The 19,139-nt window shown below is 61.7% G+C and carries 18 protein-coding genes; 2 read left to right on the top strand and 16 right to left on the bottom strand.

Features of this window, described 5'->3' with window-relative positions:
• Positions 1-238 precede the first annotated feature (238 nt).
• From AB9L16_RS00500 to AB9L16_RS00475, 6 genes are all read right to left on the bottom strand, one after another.
• Positions 239-874 (bottom strand): NADH:ubiquinone oxidoreductase subunit N, encoded by a 636-nt coding sequence (locus tag AB9L16_RS00500; protein WP_150742987.1) that lies wholly within the window; start codon positions 872-874, stop codon positions 239-241.
• 93 nt (positions 875-967) lie between these two features.
• On the bottom strand, positions 968-2,410 hold the full coding sequence (locus AB9L16_RS00495) for an efflux transporter outer membrane subunit (protein ID WP_073471477.1): 1,443 nt from the start codon (positions 2,408-2,410) through the stop codon (positions 968-970).
• A complete protein-coding gene (locus tag AB9L16_RS00490) occupies positions 2,407-3,294 on the bottom strand; it encodes an HlyD family secretion protein (protein ID WP_151552973.1) in 888 nt (295 codons plus the stop codon). The genes AB9L16_RS00495 and AB9L16_RS00490 overlap by 4 nt, the downstream gene beginning before the upstream one ends.
• Positions 3,291-3,500: a DUF1656 domain-containing protein gene (locus AB9L16_RS00485; protein ID WP_016772264.1), complete on the bottom strand. Its 210-nt coding sequence runs from the start codon at positions 3,498-3,500 to the stop codon at positions 3,291-3,293. Before AB9L16_RS00485 ends, AB9L16_RS00490 begins: the two co-directional genes overlap by 4 nt.
• Positions 3,497-5,560, bottom strand: coding sequence for an FUSC family protein (locus tag AB9L16_RS00480; RefSeq protein ID WP_150637842.1), 2,064 nt, complete (start codon positions 5,558-5,560; stop codon positions 3,497-3,499). The genes AB9L16_RS00485 and AB9L16_RS00480 overlap by 4 nt, the downstream gene beginning before the upstream one ends.
• On the bottom strand, positions 5,557-5,985 hold the full coding sequence (locus AB9L16_RS00475; protein WP_016772266.1) for a MarR family winged helix-turn-helix transcriptional regulator: 429 nt from the start codon (positions 5,983-5,985) through the stop codon (positions 5,557-5,559). Before AB9L16_RS00475 ends, AB9L16_RS00480 begins: the two co-directional genes overlap by 4 nt.
• Positions 5,986-6,180: 195 nt before the next feature.
• Here AB9L16_RS00475 and AB9L16_RS00470 point away from each other — a divergent pair, with 195 nt between their 5' ends.
• The gene (locus tag AB9L16_RS00470) at positions 6,181-6,459 is read left to right on the top strand and encodes a hypothetical protein (protein ID WP_016772267.1); all 279 of its coding nucleotides are present in this window, start codon (positions 6,181-6,183) and stop codon (positions 6,457-6,459) included.
• Positions 6,456-6,737 carry a type II toxin-antitoxin system RelE/ParE family toxin gene (locus AB9L16_RS00465; RefSeq protein ID WP_016772268.1) on the top strand — a complete coding sequence of 94 codons (282 nt, stop codon included), beginning with the start codon at positions 6,456-6,458 and terminating at the stop codon, positions 6,735-6,737. Before AB9L16_RS00470 ends, AB9L16_RS00465 begins: the two co-directional genes overlap by 4 nt.
• On the opposite strand, the gene AB9L16_RS00460 is transcribed toward AB9L16_RS00465, so the two are convergent.
• From AB9L16_RS00460 to AB9L16_RS00415, 10 genes are all read right to left on the bottom strand, one after another.
• The gene (locus AB9L16_RS00460) at positions 6,725-6,979 is read right to left on the bottom strand and encodes a DUF2789 domain-containing protein (RefSeq protein WP_056786950.1); all 255 of its coding nucleotides are present in this window, start codon (positions 6,977-6,979) and stop codon (positions 6,725-6,727) included. The two genes, AB9L16_RS00465 and AB9L16_RS00460, sit on opposite strands and share 13 nt — an antisense overlap.
• Before the next feature lie 78 nt (positions 6,980-7,057).
• On the bottom strand, positions 7,058-8,653 hold the full coding sequence (locus AB9L16_RS00455) for an efflux transporter outer membrane subunit (RefSeq protein ID WP_375122960.1): 1,596 nt from the start codon (positions 8,651-8,653) through the stop codon (positions 7,058-7,060).
• Positions 8,650-9,717, bottom strand: coding sequence for an HlyD family secretion protein (locus AB9L16_RS00450; RefSeq protein ID WP_150637840.1), 1,068 nt, complete (start codon positions 9,715-9,717; stop codon positions 8,650-8,652). The genes AB9L16_RS00455 and AB9L16_RS00450 overlap by 4 nt, the downstream gene beginning before the upstream one ends.
• Positions 9,718-9,744: 27 nt before the next feature.
• Entirely contained in the window at positions 9,745-11,283 is a 1,539-nt protein-coding gene (locus AB9L16_RS00445; protein ID WP_375122959.1) for an MFS transporter, read from the bottom strand.
• A 225-nt stretch (positions 11,284-11,508) separates the two neighbouring features.
• Complete coding sequence (locus AB9L16_RS00440) at positions 11,509-12,426, bottom strand: LysR family transcriptional regulator (RefSeq protein ID WP_016772273.1); 918 nt, start codon at positions 12,424-12,426, stop codon at positions 11,509-11,511.
• A 174-nt stretch (positions 12,427-12,600) separates the two neighbouring features.
• The gene (locus AB9L16_RS00435) at positions 12,601-13,467 is read right to left on the bottom strand and encodes an ABC transporter permease (RefSeq protein ID WP_041477414.1); all 867 of its coding nucleotides are present in this window, start codon (positions 13,465-13,467) and stop codon (positions 12,601-12,603) included.
• A 20-nt stretch (positions 13,468-13,487) separates the two neighbouring features.
• Positions 13,488-14,348, bottom strand: a complete 861-nt coding sequence (locus AB9L16_RS00430; RefSeq protein ID WP_375122958.1) for an ABC transporter ATP-binding protein — start codon at positions 14,346-14,348, stop codon at positions 13,488-13,490.
• Positions 14,349-14,365: 17 nt separating this feature from the next.
• Positions 14,366-15,262 (bottom strand): TauD/TfdA family dioxygenase, encoded by an 897-nt coding sequence (locus tag AB9L16_RS00425; RefSeq protein ID WP_236168266.1) that lies wholly within the window; start codon positions 15,260-15,262, stop codon positions 14,366-14,368.
• 359 nt (positions 15,263-15,621) lie between these two features.
• On the bottom strand, positions 15,622-16,989 hold the full coding sequence (locus AB9L16_RS00420) for an HlyD family type I secretion periplasmic adaptor subunit (protein WP_024011116.1): 1,368 nt from the start codon (positions 16,987-16,989) through the stop codon (positions 15,622-15,624).
• Positions 16,979-19,135, bottom strand: coding sequence for a type I secretion system permease/ATPase (locus AB9L16_RS00415; RefSeq protein WP_051600365.1), 2,157 nt, complete (start codon positions 19,133-19,135; stop codon positions 16,979-16,981). The genes AB9L16_RS00420 and AB9L16_RS00415 overlap by 11 nt, the downstream gene beginning before the upstream one ends.
• Positions 19,136-19,139 lie beyond the last annotated feature (4 nt).

Here is a 19,139-nt window from a genome sequence, read left to right as displayed (position 1 = left end):
TCGGTTTCCGTGGCTGTGGATGAAGTCGTCTTCCTTGAACCCGGGATCGGGTCGCGGCTCGACTGTGCGCAATTAAGCGGTGGAGATTAGCACCGGGCGCGGACGACGGCCCAATGTTTAAAGGTTAAAGAGTGTCTATGGACACTTGGGAGAGCAAAAAGATCGCAGCCTTCGACAGCTCCTACATTTGCAATCCGATTGTCCTGTAGGAGCTGCCGAAGGCTGCGATCTTTTGATTTCAGGAATACTGAACCTCGATTTCATCCAGCTGATGATCAAAGCTCTTCAGCCGCGCGGTCCAGGTATACACCAGCACTTCAAAGTCGCGATCGATCACCGCTCCGCCGGTGGTATCCGCCCGCACATCGCAGAAATCCAGCTGATAGCGTTCACGAGCCATGGCCGTGGCGACGTCGGACAGCTCGCGGGCGTTGCTCAGCCAGTGCCAGCCGTCATCGGCGATCTGCTTGTCGAGTTCCAGGCATTGCTTCTTCAGCCCTTCGAGGCTCTTTTCCAGCGGCGTGCCGGTGAGCTCGCCCATGACCTCGGCGAAGGTTCGCCCGGGCTGCCAGTAACTGCCCCAGAAGTAGCGGTCGAACACGGTTTCAACCCGGCGCAGGGCGACTTTGGTGTCCCAGATCAGCACGAGCATCTTGCCGCGCTCGAGCTGGCGCTTCTTGACCCGTTGCAGCTGAATCGAGGTCCACGCGACGACGACGATCGCCATCACCGCGATCAACGCAACGGCGCTGTCGAGGAAAACCATTGCCGTGTCGATCTGGTGGGCCAGCATGATCCCGTAGAAATACGTGGCCGAGAGCAGCACCAGTGCGACCAGAGCGCACCAGAAGCCGAGAGCGTAAGGGTTTTTCATTATTGGTTTCCCCTGGGCCAGCACGAGCAATGTGCATTGCAGGAGCGCTTGGCATGGGGCGCCCCTGCAACACTTCAAAGCATAGCAACGGCCTCAGGGTTTGCTGGCGCTCGAGGTGTTCGTTCGTCCGCTTTCCCAGCCACCGCCCAGGGCGAGGAACAAATCGATCTGGCTCATTGCGACCTGGGTGTTGGCGGCGGCCAGTTGCGCGGTGACATCGGTGTAGGTGCGGGTTGCCTGCAGGTCGGCGAGGAACGACTCGCGGCCGGCCTGGAAGAAGCGGTGCGTCTGCTCGGCGGCGAGCTTGGCCGACTGTTCGGCTTCGGCTAGGGCATCGCGGCGTTGCAGCAAGGCGCTGTACTGGGCCAGACCGGTCTGCGTCTCGCGGATCGCGTTGAGCACCACGCCGTCAAAATGCGCCAGCGCGCCTTGAGTGTTGGCCTCGGCTTCACGGATGCGCGCGCGGGCGCCGTTGGTCGGTACTTTCCAGCTCAGCGACGGGCCGAAGCCCCAGCGGTTGGTCGACGGGTCGCCAAGGTCATCAATGATGCCGACGGTGCCGATGGTCGCGCCGATGCTGATGTCCGGGTACAGCTCACCGGTGGCGATGCCGATGCCGGCGGTTGCCGCAGCAAGACGCCGCTCGGCCTGACGAATATCCGGGCGGCGCTTGAGCAGCGCAGCGCCGTCACCAACCGGCACCAATTGCGCGATCTTCGGCAACTCAGCGCAACTGGCGGTACCTGCCGGCAACTGCTCGACCGGTTTGGCCAGCAGCATCGACAGACGGAACAGCCCAGCTTGACGCGCCGCTTCATAACGCGGCAAGTCGGCGCGCAGGGATTTGAATTGGGTCTGCGAACGGGTGACCTGGGTCTCGTCGCCACGCCCGGCATCGCGCAGACGCTGGATCAGCGTGGTGCTTTGCGATTGCAGGTCGAGAGAATGCTCGGCGATTTCCCGCTCTTCATTGGCTGCGCAGACTTGCGTATAGGCGCGAACCACGTCCGCCACCAAGGTGATACGCGCAGTGTCGGCTGCGGCCTGAGTAGCATCGGCATTGGCTTTGGCCGCTTCGATACCGCGCTGCAAGGTGCCCCACAGGTCGAATTGGTACGAAGCGCTGATACCGATATCGGCGATGTTGGCCACCGGGACTTTCTCCGGCAGCAGGAACGCCTGACCGGATTCCTGCAGACGTTGCGCACCCATTTTCACCCCGCCGCTCCAGCCGCCAGCGGCCTCGGCTTCATCCACCTGAGCACGTGCCCGCGACAGGTTCGCCGCCGCTACGCGCAGGTCGGTGTTGGAAGCCATGGCCTGCTGTACCAGTTGATCGAGGCGCGGGTCTTTATACAACCGCCACCAGTCCGCTGGCACCGGCGCCGAGACCACCGGTTTGCCGGCGACTGCCAGCTCACCCTGAATATCCTTGCGCTGCACCGCCGCGTCGGCGGGCACCTGATAATCCGGGCCGACCATCTGACAGGCCGAGAGCATCACGCCCAACCCGGCGATCAACCAGGCCCTGCTCATGGCTGCGACTCCTCATGTTGGTCGTCGATGATCGACACGGTGGCGGTACGCCCGGCAATCATGCGGAAGTCGGCCGGTACATCATCGAATGCGATGCGCACCGGAATCCGCTGCGCCAGGCGCACCCAACTGAAAGCCGGGTTGACGTTGGGCAGCAGATTGCTGCCGCTGGTGCGGTCGCGGTCTTCGATGCCGGCGACGATACTTTCGACATGCCCGCGCAACCTGGCGCGGTCGCCGATCACGCGGATATCCACCGATTGCCCGACGTGGATGCCGTCGAGTTTGGTTTCTTCAAAATAGCCGTCGATGTGAAAGGAGTTGCTGTCGACCACCGACAACACCGGGCGCCCGGCGGTTACGAATTCCTGCGGACGCGGCGCGCGGTCGTTGACGTAACCATCGACCGGGCTACGGATCACCGAGCGATCGAGGTTGAGCTGCGCACTGTCGACCGCCACCAAGGCTTCGGCCAATGCCGACTGCGCACGGGCGACGCGCGACTGGCTTTCTTCCAGTTGTTCGGCCGGCACCAGGTTGCCGAGGCCACGGTTACGCTTGGCTTCACGCTGCGCCTGGGCGAGGGTTTCTTCGCGATCGGCAACGGCGGCCTTGGCCTGGCGCAGAGCCAGTTTGAAGCGATCCTGGTCGATGCTGAACAGCACCTGACCGCGCTTGATCAACTGGTTGTCCTTTACCTCGACCTGCTGGATCAGCCCGGACACGTCCGGAGCGATCTGGATGATGTCGGCACGAATGTGGCCGTCTCGGGTCCACGGCGCGAACATGTAATACATCACCATGCGCCAGACGAGGACAACGGCAAAAGTCACGATCAGCAGGGTCAGAACCACGCGACCGATGGTCAGAAACGGTTTTTTCATGTCATCAGGTATCGACTGAGTGAGTCCACGCCGTACAGCAGCACGGCGTAGAGCGCCACGTTGAACAATGCCCGGTGCCAGACCAGACGGTAAAAATGCAGGCGTTGCAGCACGCCATGCACCAACAAAAACAGCACGTAAGTGATGCCCATCAGCACCAGCAGGGTCGGCAGGAAGATGCCGCTGATATCCAGATCACCGATCATAGGGGCGCTCCATCGGGCAGCGGTTCTTCGGGCTCGGCGCTGGAGACGAACTCGACGCCGGGCAGCAAGGCCAGACGCAGACCGCTCAAGGCGTGCAACAGGTGCAGACGGGTTTCATCGTCACCCTGGCCGTTCAGCGCTCGGCGCGTGCGATCGAGGGTCATCAGCAGACCGCTCGGCGCCGGCAGGCGTTCGTCGGCTTTGAGGCAGGCGCGAAAATACTCGCCGACCTCCCCCACCACTTGTCGCAACAGGGCATTTGGCACGCCGGTGACGCGCGGGGTGTAGGCAAGCAGATCGAGCATGTTCAGACCGACACGCACTTCACGCATCGCGATGCCGGTGTCCTGACCGGTCAGGGCCAGACGCGGCAGGTGCTGCATCAGCCGATCGAGCAACTGCACGCCCAACTGCCGATGCTCGGCGAGGCTGGCCGGTTCGGTCATGCTGACGATGTCTTTCCAGCTGAATCGGGTCAGACGCTTGGCCGCCAGTTCGGCACCGAATGGCCGCGCTACCAGCGTCCAGATGAAGGCGAACAACAGCCCCAGCGGTCCAGCCAGATTGGAGTTGGCGAAGGCGAAAAAGTCCGCGTCGTAGGCACCCTGAATACTGATGAACGACGAGGTATTGACCAGCGTCAGCAGCATGCCGAGGTAGAAACGCGGCTGCACGGTCAGCGTACCGATGCAAATGAACGGCACGGCAAACGCCAGCACCAGCATCGGGAAATCGTGCAGGTTGGGTAGAATCAGAAACAGGTAAAGACTGGCGAACAGCACCGACATCCCGGTCCAGAAAAAGAACCGGTAAATCTGCGGCGCCGGGTCGTCCATCGAGGCAAAGAAGCTGCACGCCACCGCCGCCAGAATCACCGCGCTGCCACCGTCCGGCCAGCCGAGCAGGATCCACAGCACCGAAGCAACGATGATCGCCAGAATGGTCGAGGTCACCGAGTAGAGCATCAGCCCGCGATCGATGAACGGCGTCAACCGGCCCAGGCGCCAGTGCCGGTACACCGCGCGCCAGCTGTCCTGGCGCTCGCAAAGAATCGCATCCTGCAGGCTGCGGCAGTCCTGCCACAGATCGATGAATTCACCGAGGCGGTAAATCGCATTGGAGAACAGCAACTGTTTGCGCTCCTCCAGCGCTTCGGCGCTCGGTTGCAACGCGTCGAGTTGATCTCTCAGTGCTTGCCAGCGCTCGAGATTGGCGTCCGCGTGGTCCAGCCATTCCCGGGTCGCGGTCAGCAATGGCTGGAATTTTTCCACCAGTTCCGGGGTGCGGCGTTCGAGGGCGTACAGCGAATCCTCAAGGGCATCGATCACCGGCAACAGATGGATCATGCGCCCGCGCAATTCCTTGGTGTTGCGCACGGTTTGTGGCCGCGCGCCTTCGTGGGGCAACTGGCCGATCATCAACTCGAGGCTGTTGAAATTGGCGACCATGGCCATGCGCAGCGCGGTGACTTCTTCCGGCTGCACATCGCGGCTGAGAAACTTCAGGCTGTAGCTCGTCGCATCGGCGAACCACTTGCTCACGGCATCATTGAACACCGGCGCCAGCCGTCGCGGCCAGAACATCGCACCGACCACCGCAGCGACGGCGATGCCAAGGAAAATCTCTTCGGTACGCGCCTCGGCCACGTCCCACACCGCCAGCGGATTATCCACCACCGGCAGGGCAATCAGCGGCAAGGTGTAACCGGCCAGCATCAGCGCATAACTGTTGGCGGTGCGCAGATGCAGGGACATGAACAGCAGAATGCCGGTCCACAAGGCAATCACCACCACCAGCACGTACGGGCTCTGCACGAACATCGGCACGAACAGCACCGCCGCCGCTGCGCCGAGAAATGTACCGGCCGCGCGGTACAGCGCTTTGGAGCTGGTCGGGCCGAGAAACGGGCTGGAGACGATGTACACCGTGGCCATCGCCCAATACGGACGCGGCATTTGCATGAGCAACGCGATGTACAGCGCAATCATCGACGCTGCAAAGGTACGGACCCCGTAAAACCAGTCACGGGCCGGCGGCATGCCAGTGAAAAAACCGTTCAAGAATTGACCACCACAGGCGAACTCGCCGCCTCAAAAGCCCTGAGTACCCGAAGCGTAGCTTCCAGATCACTGCGCTCGATGCCTTCCAGCACCTCATGACGCAAGCGCACCAGCTCAGCCTCCACCGCCTGCACCAGCTCGCGACCGGTATCGGTCAGGCTCAGGCACTTGGCCCGGCGATCCTGGGCATCTTCGGTGCGACAGACGTAACCGGCGTGGCACAGCTGATCGAGCAAACGCACCAGCGAAGGACTCTCCATCCCCGCAGCCTGGGCGACTTGCACCTGACGCACGCCCTCGCCCAAACGCCCGATCATCAACAAGGGCACGGCGCAGGCTTCGGAAATTCCGTAATTGACCAGCGTGGTCTGGCAGATCTTCCGCCAATGCCGGGCGGCCACCACCATGGCGCTGCTGATGTTCATCTGGAGACTGTCGAGGGAATCGGACACGGGATAACGGACACTGTTAGTTTGCTAACTATCAATATCGCACTGGATGGGAATTTCAGTCAAGTTTTGAAACAAATCTCTCCGTTAGTCGCCCTATCTGACTCAAAGCTATCTCCTTCGATACTGACAAGGTATATATGTTGTCATCACCAAATTCAGGAGCCCAACATGTCAAAACAAGCCGTTTTCACAATGAAACTGGAGCCGGAACTGCGGGAGGAGTTCATGGCGGAAGCCGAAGCGGCACACCGGCCGGCGTCGCAAATCATGCGAGACATGATGCGTCAGTATGTTCAAACCCAGCGAGAGGCCCGCGAATATGAAGCGTTCCTGCAACGCAAGGTTGAAATCGCTCGGGAATCCGTACGTGCCGGAGACGGATTGAACAACGAAGACGTAGAAGCAGCGTTCGCGGCAAAGCGCAGGCAGGCAGAAGATCACCTATGAAAATCATATGGACGCCAGCCGCCGCACAGGATCGTGCAGACATTTGGGACTACTTGCAGGCCGCCAACCCAAGAGCGGCCATCGAAATGGATCTGCGCTTCAGCGAAGCGGTTCATCGCCTTTCCGACAATCCGTTGATTGGCCGTGCCGGCATCATTGCCGGTACGCGTGAGCTGATTCCGCATCCCAGTTACCGTCTTGTCTATCAAACGGAGAGAGATGCCGTCTGGATCATGGCGCTGGTGCATACGGCACGGACTTGGCCTCAGCCGAAGTAATCAGCCCGCCCCTTGCGCAACATCACATTCAACTGATCCACCACCTCCGCCCAATCCGCATCGTCGAGAATCTCCTCGCGCAGAAACTGCGCCTGACTTTCCGTCCAGAAAAACGCGTCAGCCAGATGCAATTCCGGTTTGAGCGGTGAATGGCTGGCGATGAATTGTTCGATGCCGGTCGGATCGTCATCGAGGCCGAGTTGTTTGAACAGGGCCGGTAGGCTGTGCTGCGGATTTTCCATGATGCAACTCCTCTGCAATTCAGGTCCGGCGTTGCGCCGTTTGCTGCAATGGAGTTGATCATAGCTGGCGCTGCGGGTTCAGGGTCTGGCGACGTCAGGTGAGCCTGCGGCCAGTTGCGCTGCCGGATAGACCGATTGCCATCCGCCGCCCAACGCCTTGTACAAACCGACCATCGCCAGGGAAACGCCGGTCGAGCTTTCCACCCATTGCTCCTGCGTGGCGAGCAAGGCGCTCTGCACGGTGAGGACGTTGACGAAATCGACCACGCCTTCGACGTATTGCTGTTGCGCGGTGCGCAGGGCGATCTGGTTCTGGCGCACGGCTTCGGCGAGGCTGTCGCGACGGCGCTGGCTGGCGTTGTAGGCGGTCAGTTGATCATCGATTTCATGCCAGGCGCGCAGCACGGTTTGCTGGTAGGCGATGGCCGCTTCCCGCTGTTGGGCTTCACGCAGTTGCAACATACCGCGCAGGCGTCCGCCGTCGAACAACGGCAAGCTGAATTGCGGGCCGATGGCAAAGGCACGCGAGCCCCATGAACCGAAATCGCTCAGCTGCATGGCCTGGGAACCGAGGTTGCCGGACAGGGTGATGCGCGGATAGAAATCGCCCTTGGCCACGCCGATGTTGGCGGTGGCGGCGTGCAGACGCGCTTCGGCCTGGCGGATATCGGGGCGGCGTTCGGCCAATTGCGACGGCAGGCCGATGGCGACCTGCAGTGGTGACTGCGGTACTGCCGCGTCTGTGGATAACGTTTCAGCGAGAGCTTGCGGTGGCTCGCCCATCAACAGACTGATCGCGTTGATCAGTTGCGCCTGACGCTGCTCGAGCGCCGGCAGCTGTGCCTCGATGGCGGCGACTTGCGCGGCGGCTTCGGCGACGTCCAGGTCGGTCGCCACGCCATCGGCCAGCCGCAGCTGCGAGAGTTTCAGGCTGTGGCGAGCGACGTCGAGGTTCTGCTCGGTGACGGCGCGTGTGTTTTGCACGCCGCGCAGCTGAATGTAGTTTTGCGCAGTGTCGGCGAGCACGGTCAGCAGTACGTCACGACGGTCGTTTTCTGCCACTTCGAGATTGGCATCAGCGGCTTCGGTTTCACGGCGCACGCGGCCCCAGAAGTCCAGTTCCCATGACGCCGAGAAGCCGGCATCCCACAGGTTGAAAGCCTCATCGCCGTTATTTCCCGATGGATCGTTCAAGCCTTTGCCACTGTTGCGTTTACGTGCGTAGCTGCCGCTGGCGGCGCTGTTCGGATAACGCTCGGCGGTGATCACCTGGCGCGCGGCGCGGCTTTGTTGCAGGCGGCTGCTGGCCAGTTGCAGGTCGAGGTTGCTGTTCAGCGCGCGCTGGGTGAGCGCGGAAAGTTGCGGGTCGTGGAAGGTTTCCCACCAGCGTTCGTTCAGGGGTTCGCTGACGGCCTTGCTTGGGGCAGACCGCGCCGGTTTGGCCCAGTCGGCAGTTTGAGGGGCTTCGGGTTTCTGGAAGTCCGGGCCGACGGTACAAGCGCTGAGGCTGACTGCAAGCAAGGCACTCAGGGTGAACTGCTGCCTATGCCCCCATCGCTGGCAAGCCAGCTCCCACAAGGATTGTGCAGATTGTGCAAAATGGTTCAGCCTGCCAATGACCCCTGTGGGAGCTGGCTTGCCAGCGATGAGGCCAACCGATTTAACACCGATCATCGCTGCGTCACCTCGCGCCCGGACGCCTTCGAGCTGGCGGTATCAATACTCGCCTCGACCGACATCCCCACCCGCAAGCGCTCGGCCAGTGGCTGGCCCGGTTCCAGCATGATCTTCACCGGAATCCGCTGCACCACTTTGGTGAAGTTACCGGTGGCGTTATCCGGTTTCACCGCAGCGAAGGTCACGCCGGTCGCTGGCGCAATGCTCTCGACGCGGCCGGTCAGGGCTTCGCCGCCCAAGCTGTCGACCCGCACTTGCACATCCTGACCCGGCTGCACGTCGGTCAACTGGGTTTCCTGAAAATTGGCGACCACATAAGCCTGCTGCAACGGCACCACCGCCAACAGTTTGCTGCCCGGGGTGACGTAGGCACCGACACGCACCGCGCGCTCGCCGATCATGCCGTCCTGCGGCGCGGTAATGCGCGTGTAAGAGAGGTTGAAACTGGCGATTTCCAGTGCCGCCTGCGCGTGTTTCAGATTGCCTTCAGCGGCGTTGCGCTGGGCAGTGAGGATTTCGACTTGTTTGCGTTCGGCCGCCAGTTTCGCGGTCGCGGTGTCGAGACGCGCCGAAGCCTGATCAATGCGCGTGCGCGCCTGTTGCGCGTTCTGCACGGTGCCGGCACCGACTCCGGCGAGATGGTTGTAGCGGTTCAGTTCCTGCTGCGCAAAAGCCATTTGCGCTTTGGCCGAGACCACGGTGGCCTGCGCCTGAGCGATCAGCGACGCCTGCCGCTCAAGGGTCGCATTGGCGTTCTGCAATTGCGCCCGCGCGACCAGGGTTTGCGCGTCCGCCGCTTCCGCCGCTGCGCGCAAATCACGGTCATCGATCAGCGCCAACAATTGCCCGGCCTTGACCTGCTGGTTGTCTTCGACCAGCACCTGCTTGATGAACCCGGCCACGCGCGGCACCACCAGCGTGTAGTCGGCGGAGACGAAGGCGTCATTGGTGGTTTGCTCGGTGCGTTGGCCGAACAGCCCGGGCATCGCCAGGTACACCAGCACGCCCACCGCCAGCGCGGCAGCCACAGCCACCGCGAGTTTTTGCTTGGATTGAGTCATAAAAAACCTTCAGTTTCAGTACAGCGATCAGGTCGGCGCGCGCGGCGGATAAATCCGCGTCGGCAGCCAGAAAATCAGCAGGATCAACGCCACGGCGACGCCGGCCATGCACACGTAGAGATCGGCCGAAGTCAGCACCACCGCCTGCTCGTGCACGCGGTGAGCGAGGCCCGGATCGCTGTGATCGGCCAGCGGCGAATTGCCCAGGCTGTCGACCAACATGGTCGAATGGAAATGCAGGCGCGCGGTGGTCAGCGCTTCGATCACGCCGGTGGCGACCACTGCGGCGAGACCTTTGACGGTGTTGAACCACGCCGACGCGAACGGGCCTTCCATCGGCGTGATACTGCCGGTCGACAACATCAGCAGCGGCAACACCGCCATCGGCTGGCCGAAAATCTGCAGCCATTGCAGAACGTAGAAATCATCGCGAATCCACGTCGAAGTCAGGTGTGAACCGCCGAGGCAGGACAGCGCGAGCATGCTCAGACCAATGCCAAGCACCCAGCGGCAATCGACCCAGCGCAAGTTGCATAGCGCCGCCACCAATGGCAGCGCGATCAACTGCGGCAGCGCGGCAATGAGCATGATCGGCGCGGTTTGCGCCGGACGATAACCCTGCACCTGGGCCAGATAACTCGACGGAATCAACACCACCGCCAGCAGCACGATCAGCACCCCGGCGAGGGTGATCAGGGCGAACAGCAGGTTGCGGATGCCGAGCATCTGCAGCTTGAAAAACGGAATCGGCTGCGACCATTCATTGATCATAAAAGCCACCAGCAGCAGCGAACCGGCACCGAGTAATCCACAGATCAGATTCGACTCGAACCAGTCCAGTCGATTGCCCTGCAACAGACCGATCACCAGCATGCAGATCGCTGGAAAGCCCAGCAGCAGGCCTTTCCAGTTGAACGACTTGAGGCGCTCCAAGCGCAGCGGATCCTGGGGCAATCCGTAAGCCACTGCGGCCATGGCGATCAGGCACGGCACGATGATCTGCCAGAAGGTCCATTGCCAGCCGACGTATTCGGTCCACAGCCCGGCCAGCGGCGTGCCGAGTCCCGGGCCGAAAGTCGCAGTCAGTGCGTAGCCGGCCAGTCCGTACAGTTTGATGTTCGCCGGGAGAAAGCGCAGCGCGACGGTCATCAGCATCGGCGGCAGAGCACCGCCGGCCAGACCCTGGAGGATGCGCATCAACAACAGACTTTCGTAGTTTGGGGCGAACGGGCACAGCACGCCGAGCACGGTAAACAGACCGATGGCGCAGAGGGTGAAGCGACGCAGCGAGAAGGTCACCGAGCACCACGGCGCAAAGGCCATGGCCGCGACCGACGTGGCGGTGTAGCTGGCGACCAGCCAGGTGCCTTCGTCGTAGCCGATGTGCAGCGCGCCGCGAATATCGGCGAGTGCGACTTTGGTGACCATCTCGTTGAGGCCCGAGACCAGCACGGCCAACAGCACGCCGACCAGACCAATGATGATCCGCGCCCCGAACACCGGTGGCGCAGCCGCCGTCGCCGGGCTGGTCGCGGCGAGAGGCGCCGGGACCGTCAGGGATGTCATGAATGAAAAGCTCCGGGGGTAAAAATACCGGAGCATCTTAGTGGGGCTTGATGCTGACGAAAATTGACTTATTGGCAGGTTATAAGTGCATCAGACGCAACGGTGAATGCCTATGTGGGAGCGAGCCTGCTCGCGAAAGCGGTGGACCAGCCGCCATTGAGGTGACTGACTCGACGCCTTCGCGAGCAGGCTCGCTCCCACAGGGATTCGATGGTGCCTGATGATTTACGGCTGTGCCGCCAGCCACGTTTCATCGCAGCAGGTCTTGAGGGTTTCGCGCAGCCAGCGGTGGGCCGGGTCCTTGTCGAAGCGCGGGTGCCAGGCTTGGGTCAGCATCAGCATTGGCAGCGGAATCGGCAGGTCGAATGAACGCAGTTTCAGGCCCAGCCGCCGCACGCTGAGCAGGGCTTCTTTAGGCACCGGCAGGATCAGGTCGGAGTCGGGCAGGGCAAACATCGCCGCATGGAAACTCGGCGCGATCACCGCCACTCGACGCTCCAGCCCCAACGCATTCAACGCCGTGTCGATCGGGCCGCGAGCGATGCCACGGCGCGACATGCTGATATGGGAAAAACCGGCGTAGCGCTCGGCAGTGATTTCGCCGTCGAGCAACGGATGATTTTCGCGCACCAGGCCGACGAAATGCGTGGAGAACAGGTTCTGCACTTTCACTTCCGGCGTGAGCGGACGGGTGTTGCTGACGCTCAGATCGATACGCCCTTCGCGCAGTGCCTCATCGTCGCCGTCGCCTTCCGGGACGAAGCGCAATTCGCAATGCGGGGCGAGCTGGTCGAGGGTGTCGAACAGCTTGCCGCCGTAAACGCCGACGAAGAAATCATTGGCGCGAATGCTGAAGCGCCGGCGCAAGGTGCCCAGCTCGACGCTGTCGGCGGAGCGGAACAGCAGCGCCGCCTGCTCGACCACGTCGCGCACCTGTTCGCGCAGTTCGAGGGCTTTGGGGGTCGGCACCAGGCCACGCCCGGCGCGCACCAGAATCGGATCGCCGATGGCTTCGCGAATTCGCGTCAGCGTGCGGCTCATGGCCGCCGGGCTGAGGTTCATCCGCCGCGCCGCACCGACCACACTGCCCTCGTCGAGCAAGGCATCGAGGGCGACCAGAAGGTTCATGTCCGGGAGTTGCATGCTGAGCACTCTTGGCTGATCTGGATTGATCCGGGCGCAATGCTAGCAAACATCCCTAAAGAGTGACGATGCCAGCGCTGGCCTCTTCGCGAGCAGGCTCGCTCCCACCTTGGAATGCGTTCTCATGTGGGAGCGAGCCTGCTCGCGAAGAGGCCGGCCCAGCCAACGAAGACCTCAGCGCTGCATACCCCAGCGCTTGACGGTCACGCGCTCGAGGGTGGCAAACACCAGATTCTCCACCAACAGGCCAATCAGGATCACCACCGCCAACCCGGCAAACACCTTGTCGGTGTACAGCTCATTGCGATTCTGGAAGATGTACCAGCCCAGCCCGCCCTTGCCGCTGGTCGCGCCAAACACCAGTTCGGCAGCGATCAAGGTGCGCCAGGCAAACGCCCAGCCAATCTTCAAACCGGCGAGAATCGACGGCAGTGCCGCCGGGATCAGGATGAACAACACAAGGCGCAAACCCTTGAGGCCATAGTTGCGCCCGGCCATGCGCAGCGTCTCGGACACACCGAGAAATCCGGCATAGGTGTTCAGCGCCAACGCCCACAACACTGAATGCACCAGCACGAAAATCAGACTGTTCTGGCCCAAGCCGAACCAGAGCAGCGCCAGCGGCAGCAGGGCAATCGCCGGCAACGGATTGAACATCGAAGTCATGGTGCTGAGCAGATCACGTCCCAACTGGGTCGAGACCGCCAATGTCGTCAGGGCGAACGCGAGGACGATGCCGATCAGGTAGCCCTTGATCAGCACCACCAGGGAGATCCACACCTTGGCCAGCAACTCGCCACTGAGCAGCCCGTCGAACAGGGCCTGCGCGGTTTGCAGAAAACTCGGCAGCATCAGGTCATTGTTCTGAATCCGCGCGACCACCTCCCAGATGATCGCCAGCACAATCAGGATCAGGCTTTTGCGCAACCAGCCCTGTTGCCACAGGCGCGTGCCAAGCGGCAACTCGCGCTCGACCGGCACTGCGGTCAGCGGCTCGAGCACGGTTTCGAATTCTTCACGCACGGATGATGAATGGCTCATCGGGTAGTCCTCCTGGCCGCTCAATAGGCGATGCGAATGTCGTTGAAGTCGTGATCACGTTCGGTCTCCGGCGCTTGGCCCTCATCGAACAGCAGACGATGAATGTGCCGCGCCGACTCCTGAAACGCCACGCCGCCGAGGCTGTGCAGATCGTATTGATGGCTGTGCACTTCGGCGCGCACCCGGCCTGGATGCGGTGACAGCAAGAGGATGCGATTGCCCACCACCAATGCTTCTTCAATCGAATGGGTGACGAACAACAAGGTGAAGCGCACCTCTTCCCAGAGCAGCAGCAACTCTTCCTGCATCTTGCGGCGGGTCAACGCATCGAGTGCAGCGAAGGGTTCGTCCATCAAAAGAATTTTTGGTTGCATGGCCAACGCCCGGGCGATCGCCACCCGCGCTTTCATGCCGCCGGACAAAGTGTGTGGATAGGCGTCGGCGAACGCTGCGAGGCCGACCTTTTCCAGACAATGCAACGCACGCTCTTCGGCTTCTTTCTTGTTCAAGGTGCGCGAGGCCAGCAGCGGGAACATCACGTTCTGCTTAACGGTTTTCCACGGCGGCAACTGGTCGAATTCCTGAAACACCACAATGCGGTCCGGCCCCGGCGCATCGACGCGCTGGCCTTGCAGACGGATCTCGCCTTCGCAGGGCAGGATGAACCCGGCGACCGCTTTGAGCAGGGTCGATTTACCGCAACCGGACGGGCCGAGCAGGACGAACCGATCAGCCGGGTCGACGGCGAAACTGACTTGATGGGTAGCGCGCACCACTCGCTGCGGCGTGCGGTATTCGAGGCTGACGTGATCGACGGCCAGCAACGCTTCGCTGTGGGCGATCGGGTTGCTGGCCGCGTGGCCTGGCAAAGGGGCGTTCATGGTCGATCTCCGGCAAATCAGAAAGGCGCATCGCCCTGAATGGTCGTGCGATACAGCTTGCGGCGCAGGTGCGCAGGACAGCCGGCGGCGAGATGGATCAGCGAGCGGTTGTCCCAGAACACCAGATCATGCGGCTCCCACTGATGGCGGTAGATGTTTTGCGGCAGCACGCTGTGGGCGAAGAGTTCGCCGAGCAGCTGACGACTTTCGTCTTCCGGCAGACCGACGATGCGCGTGGTGAAGCCTTCGCTGACGAACAAGGCTTTGCGGCCGTTTTCCGGATGGGTGCGCACCACTGGGTGCACCACTTCGGCGACTTGGGCCAGTTGTTCCGGGGTCAGGGTCGGGCGCCAGTTACCTTCGAACTTGGTTTCGCTGTAGCGCGCGGTATAGGAATGCGCAGCGGAACGTCCTTCGACCGCAGTGCGCAAGGCAGCGGGCAAGTCGTCCCAGGCTTTGTGCATGTCGGCGAACAGCGTGTCGCCGCCCTCGGCGGGCAGCTCTTGGGCGTGCAGCATCGAGCCGAGACTTGGCAGCTCTTTATAGGAGAGATCGGAATGCCAGAACTTGCCGGCGTCACCGAGACCGATGTTCTGGCCGTTCTCGATAATGTTGGAAACGATGAGGATTTCCGGGTGATTGGCCAGCAGGAACTGCTTGAGCACATGGATCTGCAACACGCCGAAACGGCGGCTGAAATCGATTTGCTGTTGCGGGGTAATCTGCTGATCGCGGAAGACCACGACGTGGAAATCCAGGTGCGCGCGGTGAATCCGCGCGAAGTCCTGATCATTGACCGGCCGGCGCAGGTCGAGGCCAACGATCTCGGCGCCGACGGCACCGCTGAAGGGGCGAATTTCGAAGATTTGCGGCGCGACAGTTGCGGCGCTTTCGGTGGCAGTAGCGGCGGACATCAATCATCTCCCACGCACGGCGCGCTCACGGACGCGCTCGTCGATCAGACACTCACGCTGGATTGCGTGTCGGTTCAGGTCGTGCGGCGCGCCGATTGGTCGGCAGGTACGCAGGTTAGTGACTTTATAGCTATAAGAATTGGAAATTAAATACCGTTAGAGAATAACGATATGGCGATTGGTGAGGGGGTGGAGTGACGATTTGTGTCACTTACCGACAGGTATATGCCGCTCTAAAGGACGCCATCGCGGGCAAGCCCGCTCCCACAGGGGTTCTCAGCTGACTCCGAAAATGCGCTCAATACAAAAACCTGTGGGAGCTGGCTTGCCAGCGATGAGGCCAGCAAGGCCACTGGGGATCAACGCTCGTGCAACGCCTCAGCCCGCGCCCGAATGATCGGCTTGAGCAAATAGCTCAACACCGACTTCTTGCCAGTGATGATATCCACCGAAGCGACCATCCCGGGAATGATCAGCAAAGGCTTTTCATCCGTGCCCAAGTGGCTGCGCTCGGTACGCACCTTGATCACGTAATAAGTGGTTTTCTTGTCTTCGTCGGTGATGGTATCCGCACCGATCTGCTCCAGCTGTGCCTTCAGGCCGCCGTAAATCGTGTAGTCATAGGCGGTGAATTTGACGATCGCTTCCTGACCCGGATGCAGGAACGCGATGTCCTGCGGGCGGATCTTGGCTTCGACCAGCAGGGTGTCATCCAGCGGCACGATTTCGACCATGTCGCTGCCCGGCTGGATCACACCGCCGATAGTGTTGACCAGCAACTTGTTGACGATGCCCCGCACGGGTGAGGTGACCAGCGTACGGCTGACGCGGTCTTCCAGCGCCTTGCCGGTGGCCTGGGCCTTGTTCAGATCGGTGCGCGCTTCGTTGAGTTGGGTCAGCGCTTCGCTGCGGAATTTGCCGCGGGTTTCGTCGATCTTGCGCTGCACTTCCTTGATCGCCGATTCCGCGCGCGGGATGGCCAGCGTGGTCGCGTCGAGCTGGCCACGGGTTTCCACTTCGGCACGCTTGAGGCGCAACACTTCCACCGGCGAGACCGCGCCCTGCGCCACCAGCGGCTCGGACATGTTGATTTCCTGACGCTGCAAGCCGAGTTGCTGACGGTACTGCGCCTGCTTGGAGCTGAACTCACGCAGCTCTTGCTGACGCTGGATCAACTGCTCCTGCAAGCCGCCGATTTCATCGTGTAACTGCTGACGGCGGCTGATGTACAGCGACTCTTCGCTTTTCGCCTGACCCGGCACGGCTTTGAGCACGTCCTCGGGAAAATTCAGCGGACGATCATCGACTTCCGCGCTCAGACGCTCGACCCGCAGCAGCATCGACAGGCGATCAGCCTCGGTTTCGCCAACGTTGGAGGCAAAACGCGTGTCGTCGAGACGAATCAGCGGCGCGCCGGCCTCGACGATCTGGCCTTCCTTGACGAACAGCTCGGAGACGATACCGCCCTCCAGGTTCTGGATTTTCTGAATCTTCGACGACGGAATCGCCTTGCCGTCGCCCTTAGTCACCTCGTCGATCACGGCGAAGTTGGCCCAGAGCATGAGGAACACGAAAAAGCCGATGATCGCCCAGATGGTCAGGCGCACGACGCGCGGGGCGTCTTCGATCAGCGCCTTGTTGACCTCTGGCAGCGGCTGGCCCTGCAGCGAGGCAGAGCCCTTGAAGTAGCGACGGATCGACTCCTTGACACCGGACTTAAGCAACACTGATCTGCCCCTTCTTCAACGCTTCCATCACGGCGGCTTTCGGGCCGTCGGCGAGAATCTGCCCGCGATCGATCACCAGCAGGCGATCGACCAGCGACAACAGCGATGCCCGATGCGTGACCAGCACCACGGTTTTGTTTTCAATCACTGCTGCGAGGCGTTGCTTGAGGCGTTCTTCGCCGGTGTTGTCCATCGCACTGGTTGGCTCATCCATCAACAAAATCGGTGGATTGAGCAACAGCGCCCGGGCCAGGGCGACGTTCTGCCGCTGGCCGCCGGAGAGGTTTTGCCCACGCTCGCCGACTTGCAGCTCGTAGCCTTGCGGGTGCAGACGGGCGAATTCGTGGACGCCGGCCAGTTCGGCGGCTTGCAGCACCAGCTCGTCTTCGACGTAACGCGCGCCGGACACCAGGTTGTCACGCAGGGTGCCGGACAGCAGCTGAATGTCCTGTGGCACGTAACCGATGTTGTAGCGCAGTTCGCTGACGTCGATCTGGCGGATGTCCACGCCATCGACCAGCAACGCACCGTCGTCCGGTTGGTACAGGCCCACAAGCAGTTTCGCCAGCGAACTCTTGCCCGAACCGCTGCGGCCGATGATGCCGATCTTCTCGCCGGGACGGATGACCAGGTTGATGTTCTTCAGCGCCGGGTTCTGCTGGTCCGGGTAGGTGAAGCTGAGCTGACGGCATTCGATCGCACCCTGCAAAACCTTGCGGCTCAGCGGGCGCTCTTCGAAATTGCGCTCCTGGGGCAGCTCCATCATCTGGTCGACCGAAGTCATGGTCACCCGCGCCTGTTGATAGCGCGTGAGCAGGCCGGACAGCGACGCCAGCGGGCTCAGCGCACGACCACTGAGCATGTAGCAGGCAATCAGCCCGCCCATGCTCAGGTTGCCGGCGATGATCTGGTACACGCCGAAGACGATCATGATCACCCCGGCCAGTTGCTGGATCAGCAAGGTGATGTTCATCGCCAGACCGGAGAGCATTTTCACTCGCAGCTCGAGGCGGCTGAGGGTGCCGATGGTCTGCTCCCACTGATACTGGCGCTCGCTTTCGGCGTTGTTGACCTTGACCGCGTCCAGACCGGCGAGGGTTTCGATCAGGCTCGACTGGCGCTCGGCGCCCAGCGCCATGGTCCGTTCCATGGTCGCGATCAACGGCTTCTGCAAGGCGTAGCCGATCAGCAGGGCAATCGGGAAAGCCAGCACCGGAATCCACACCAGATGCCCGCCGAGAATTGCGATGACGATGAAAATCAGGATGGTGAACGGCAGGTCGATCAGGCTGGTCAGGGTGAGCGACGCGAGAAAGTCGCGCAGGCTCTGAAACTCATGGATGTTCTGGGCAAAGCTGCCGACCCTCGCCGGGCGGTATTTCATCGCCATGCCGACAATGCGCTCGAATAGCGTGGCGGAGATGATCAGGTCGGTTTTCTTCCCGGCCAGATCCAGGCACAGGCTGCGCAGGCTCTTGAGGATCAAGTCGAAGATGTAAGCGCCGGTGATGCCCAGCGCCAGCACCCACAGGGTTGCTTCGGCCTGGTTCGGTACTACGCGGTCGTAGACGTTCATCACGAACAGCGGTGCGGCCATGGCGATGATGTTGATCAGGAAACTGGCGGCGATCGCATCGGCATACAGCCAGCGCGAACGCTTGAGGGTGTCGCGAAACCACGAGCGTGCACGCGGGATCAGCGTGCCGTGATTGACGTCGAATTTGTGCTGCGGCTGGGCGAAGAACACTTTGCCGGTGTAATCGTCGCTCAGCAGTTCGCGGCTGACCACCGATTCGCCGCCATCGCTTTCGCTGAGCAGCACTCGTGCTTCATTGTCGCCCTGCCAGCCGAGCAGAACGGCGCTGCGGCCATCCTTGAGCAGCAACAGCGCGGGCATGGCGATCGCCGGAATTTCTTCGAGTTTGCGCTGCAACACCCGCCCCTGCAGCCCGGCGCGAGCCGCTGCGCGCGGCAGCAACTCGACACTCAAACGTTGTTTGGGCAGCGGCAGGCCGGTGGTCAGCATCGCCGCGCTGGCAGGCTTCTGGTGCAGCATACACAGGGCGAGCAGACCATCCAGCAACGGATCGTCATGCAACGCGCGTGGATCATGGCTGAGTTGAACTCGACTGACTTCTGATTCCACGCTC

The sequence above is a fragment of the Pseudomonas sp. LW8 genome, from assembly GCF_041956865.1.
GTDB lineage: Bacteria > Pseudomonadota > Gammaproteobacteria > Pseudomonadales > Pseudomonadaceae > Aquipseudomonas > Aquipseudomonas siliginis.
This window is presented reverse-complemented; position numbering and strand designations above follow the sequence as displayed.

Coding starts and splice junctions, on each gene's coding strand:
- AB9L16_RS00500 (WP_150742987.1), bottom strand. CDS start 874: ATGAAAAACCCTTACGCTCTCGGCTTCTGGTGCGCTCTGGTCGCACTG.
- AB9L16_RS00495 (WP_073471477.1), bottom strand. CDS start 2,410: ATGAGCAGGGCCTGGTTGATCGCCGGGTTGGGCGTGATGCTCTCGGCC.
- AB9L16_RS00490 (WP_151552973.1), bottom strand. CDS start 3,294: ATGAAAAAACCGTTTCTGACCATCGGTCGCGTGGTTCTGACCCTGCTG.
- AB9L16_RS00485 (WP_016772264.1), bottom strand. CDS start 3,500: ATGATCGGTGATCTGGATATCAGCGGCATCTTCCTGCCGACCCTGCTG.
- AB9L16_RS00475 (WP_016772266.1), bottom strand. CDS start 5,985: ATGAACATCAGCAGCGCCATGGTGGTGGCCGCCCGGCATTGGCGGAAG.
- AB9L16_RS00470 (WP_016772267.1), top strand. CDS start 6,181: ATGTCAAAACAAGCCGTTTTCACAATGAAACTGGAGCCGGAACTGCGG.
- AB9L16_RS00465 (WP_016772268.1), top strand. CDS start 6,456: ATGAAAATCATATGGACGCCAGCCGCCGCACAGGATCGTGCAGACATT.
- AB9L16_RS00460 (WP_056786950.1), bottom strand. CDS start 6,979: ATGGAAAATCCGCAGCACAGCCTACCGGCCCTGTTCAAACAACTCGGC.
- AB9L16_RS00455 (WP_375122960.1), bottom strand. CDS start 8,653: ATGATCGGTGTTAAATCGGTTGGCCTCATCGCTGGCAAGCCAGCTCCC.
- AB9L16_RS00450 (WP_150637840.1), bottom strand. CDS start 9,717: ATGACTCAATCCAAGCAAAAACTCGCGGTGGCTGTGGCTGCCGCGCTG.
- AB9L16_RS00445 (WP_375122959.1), bottom strand. CDS start 11,283: ATGACATCCCTGACGGTCCCGGCGCCTCTCGCCGCGACCAGCCCGGCG.
- AB9L16_RS00440 (WP_016772273.1), bottom strand. CDS start 12,426: ATGCAACTCCCGGACATGAACCTTCTGGTCGCCCTCGATGCCTTGCTC.
- AB9L16_RS00435 (WP_041477414.1), bottom strand. CDS start 13,467: ATGAGCCATTCATCATCCGTGCGTGAAGAATTCGAAACCGTGCTCGAG.
- AB9L16_RS00430 (WP_375122958.1), bottom strand. CDS start 14,348: ATGAACGCCCCTTTGCCAGGCCACGCGGCCAGCAACCCGATCGCCCAC.
- AB9L16_RS00425 (WP_236168266.1), bottom strand. CDS start 15,262: ATGTCCGCCGCTACTGCCACCGAAAGCGCCGCAACTGTCGCGCCGCAA.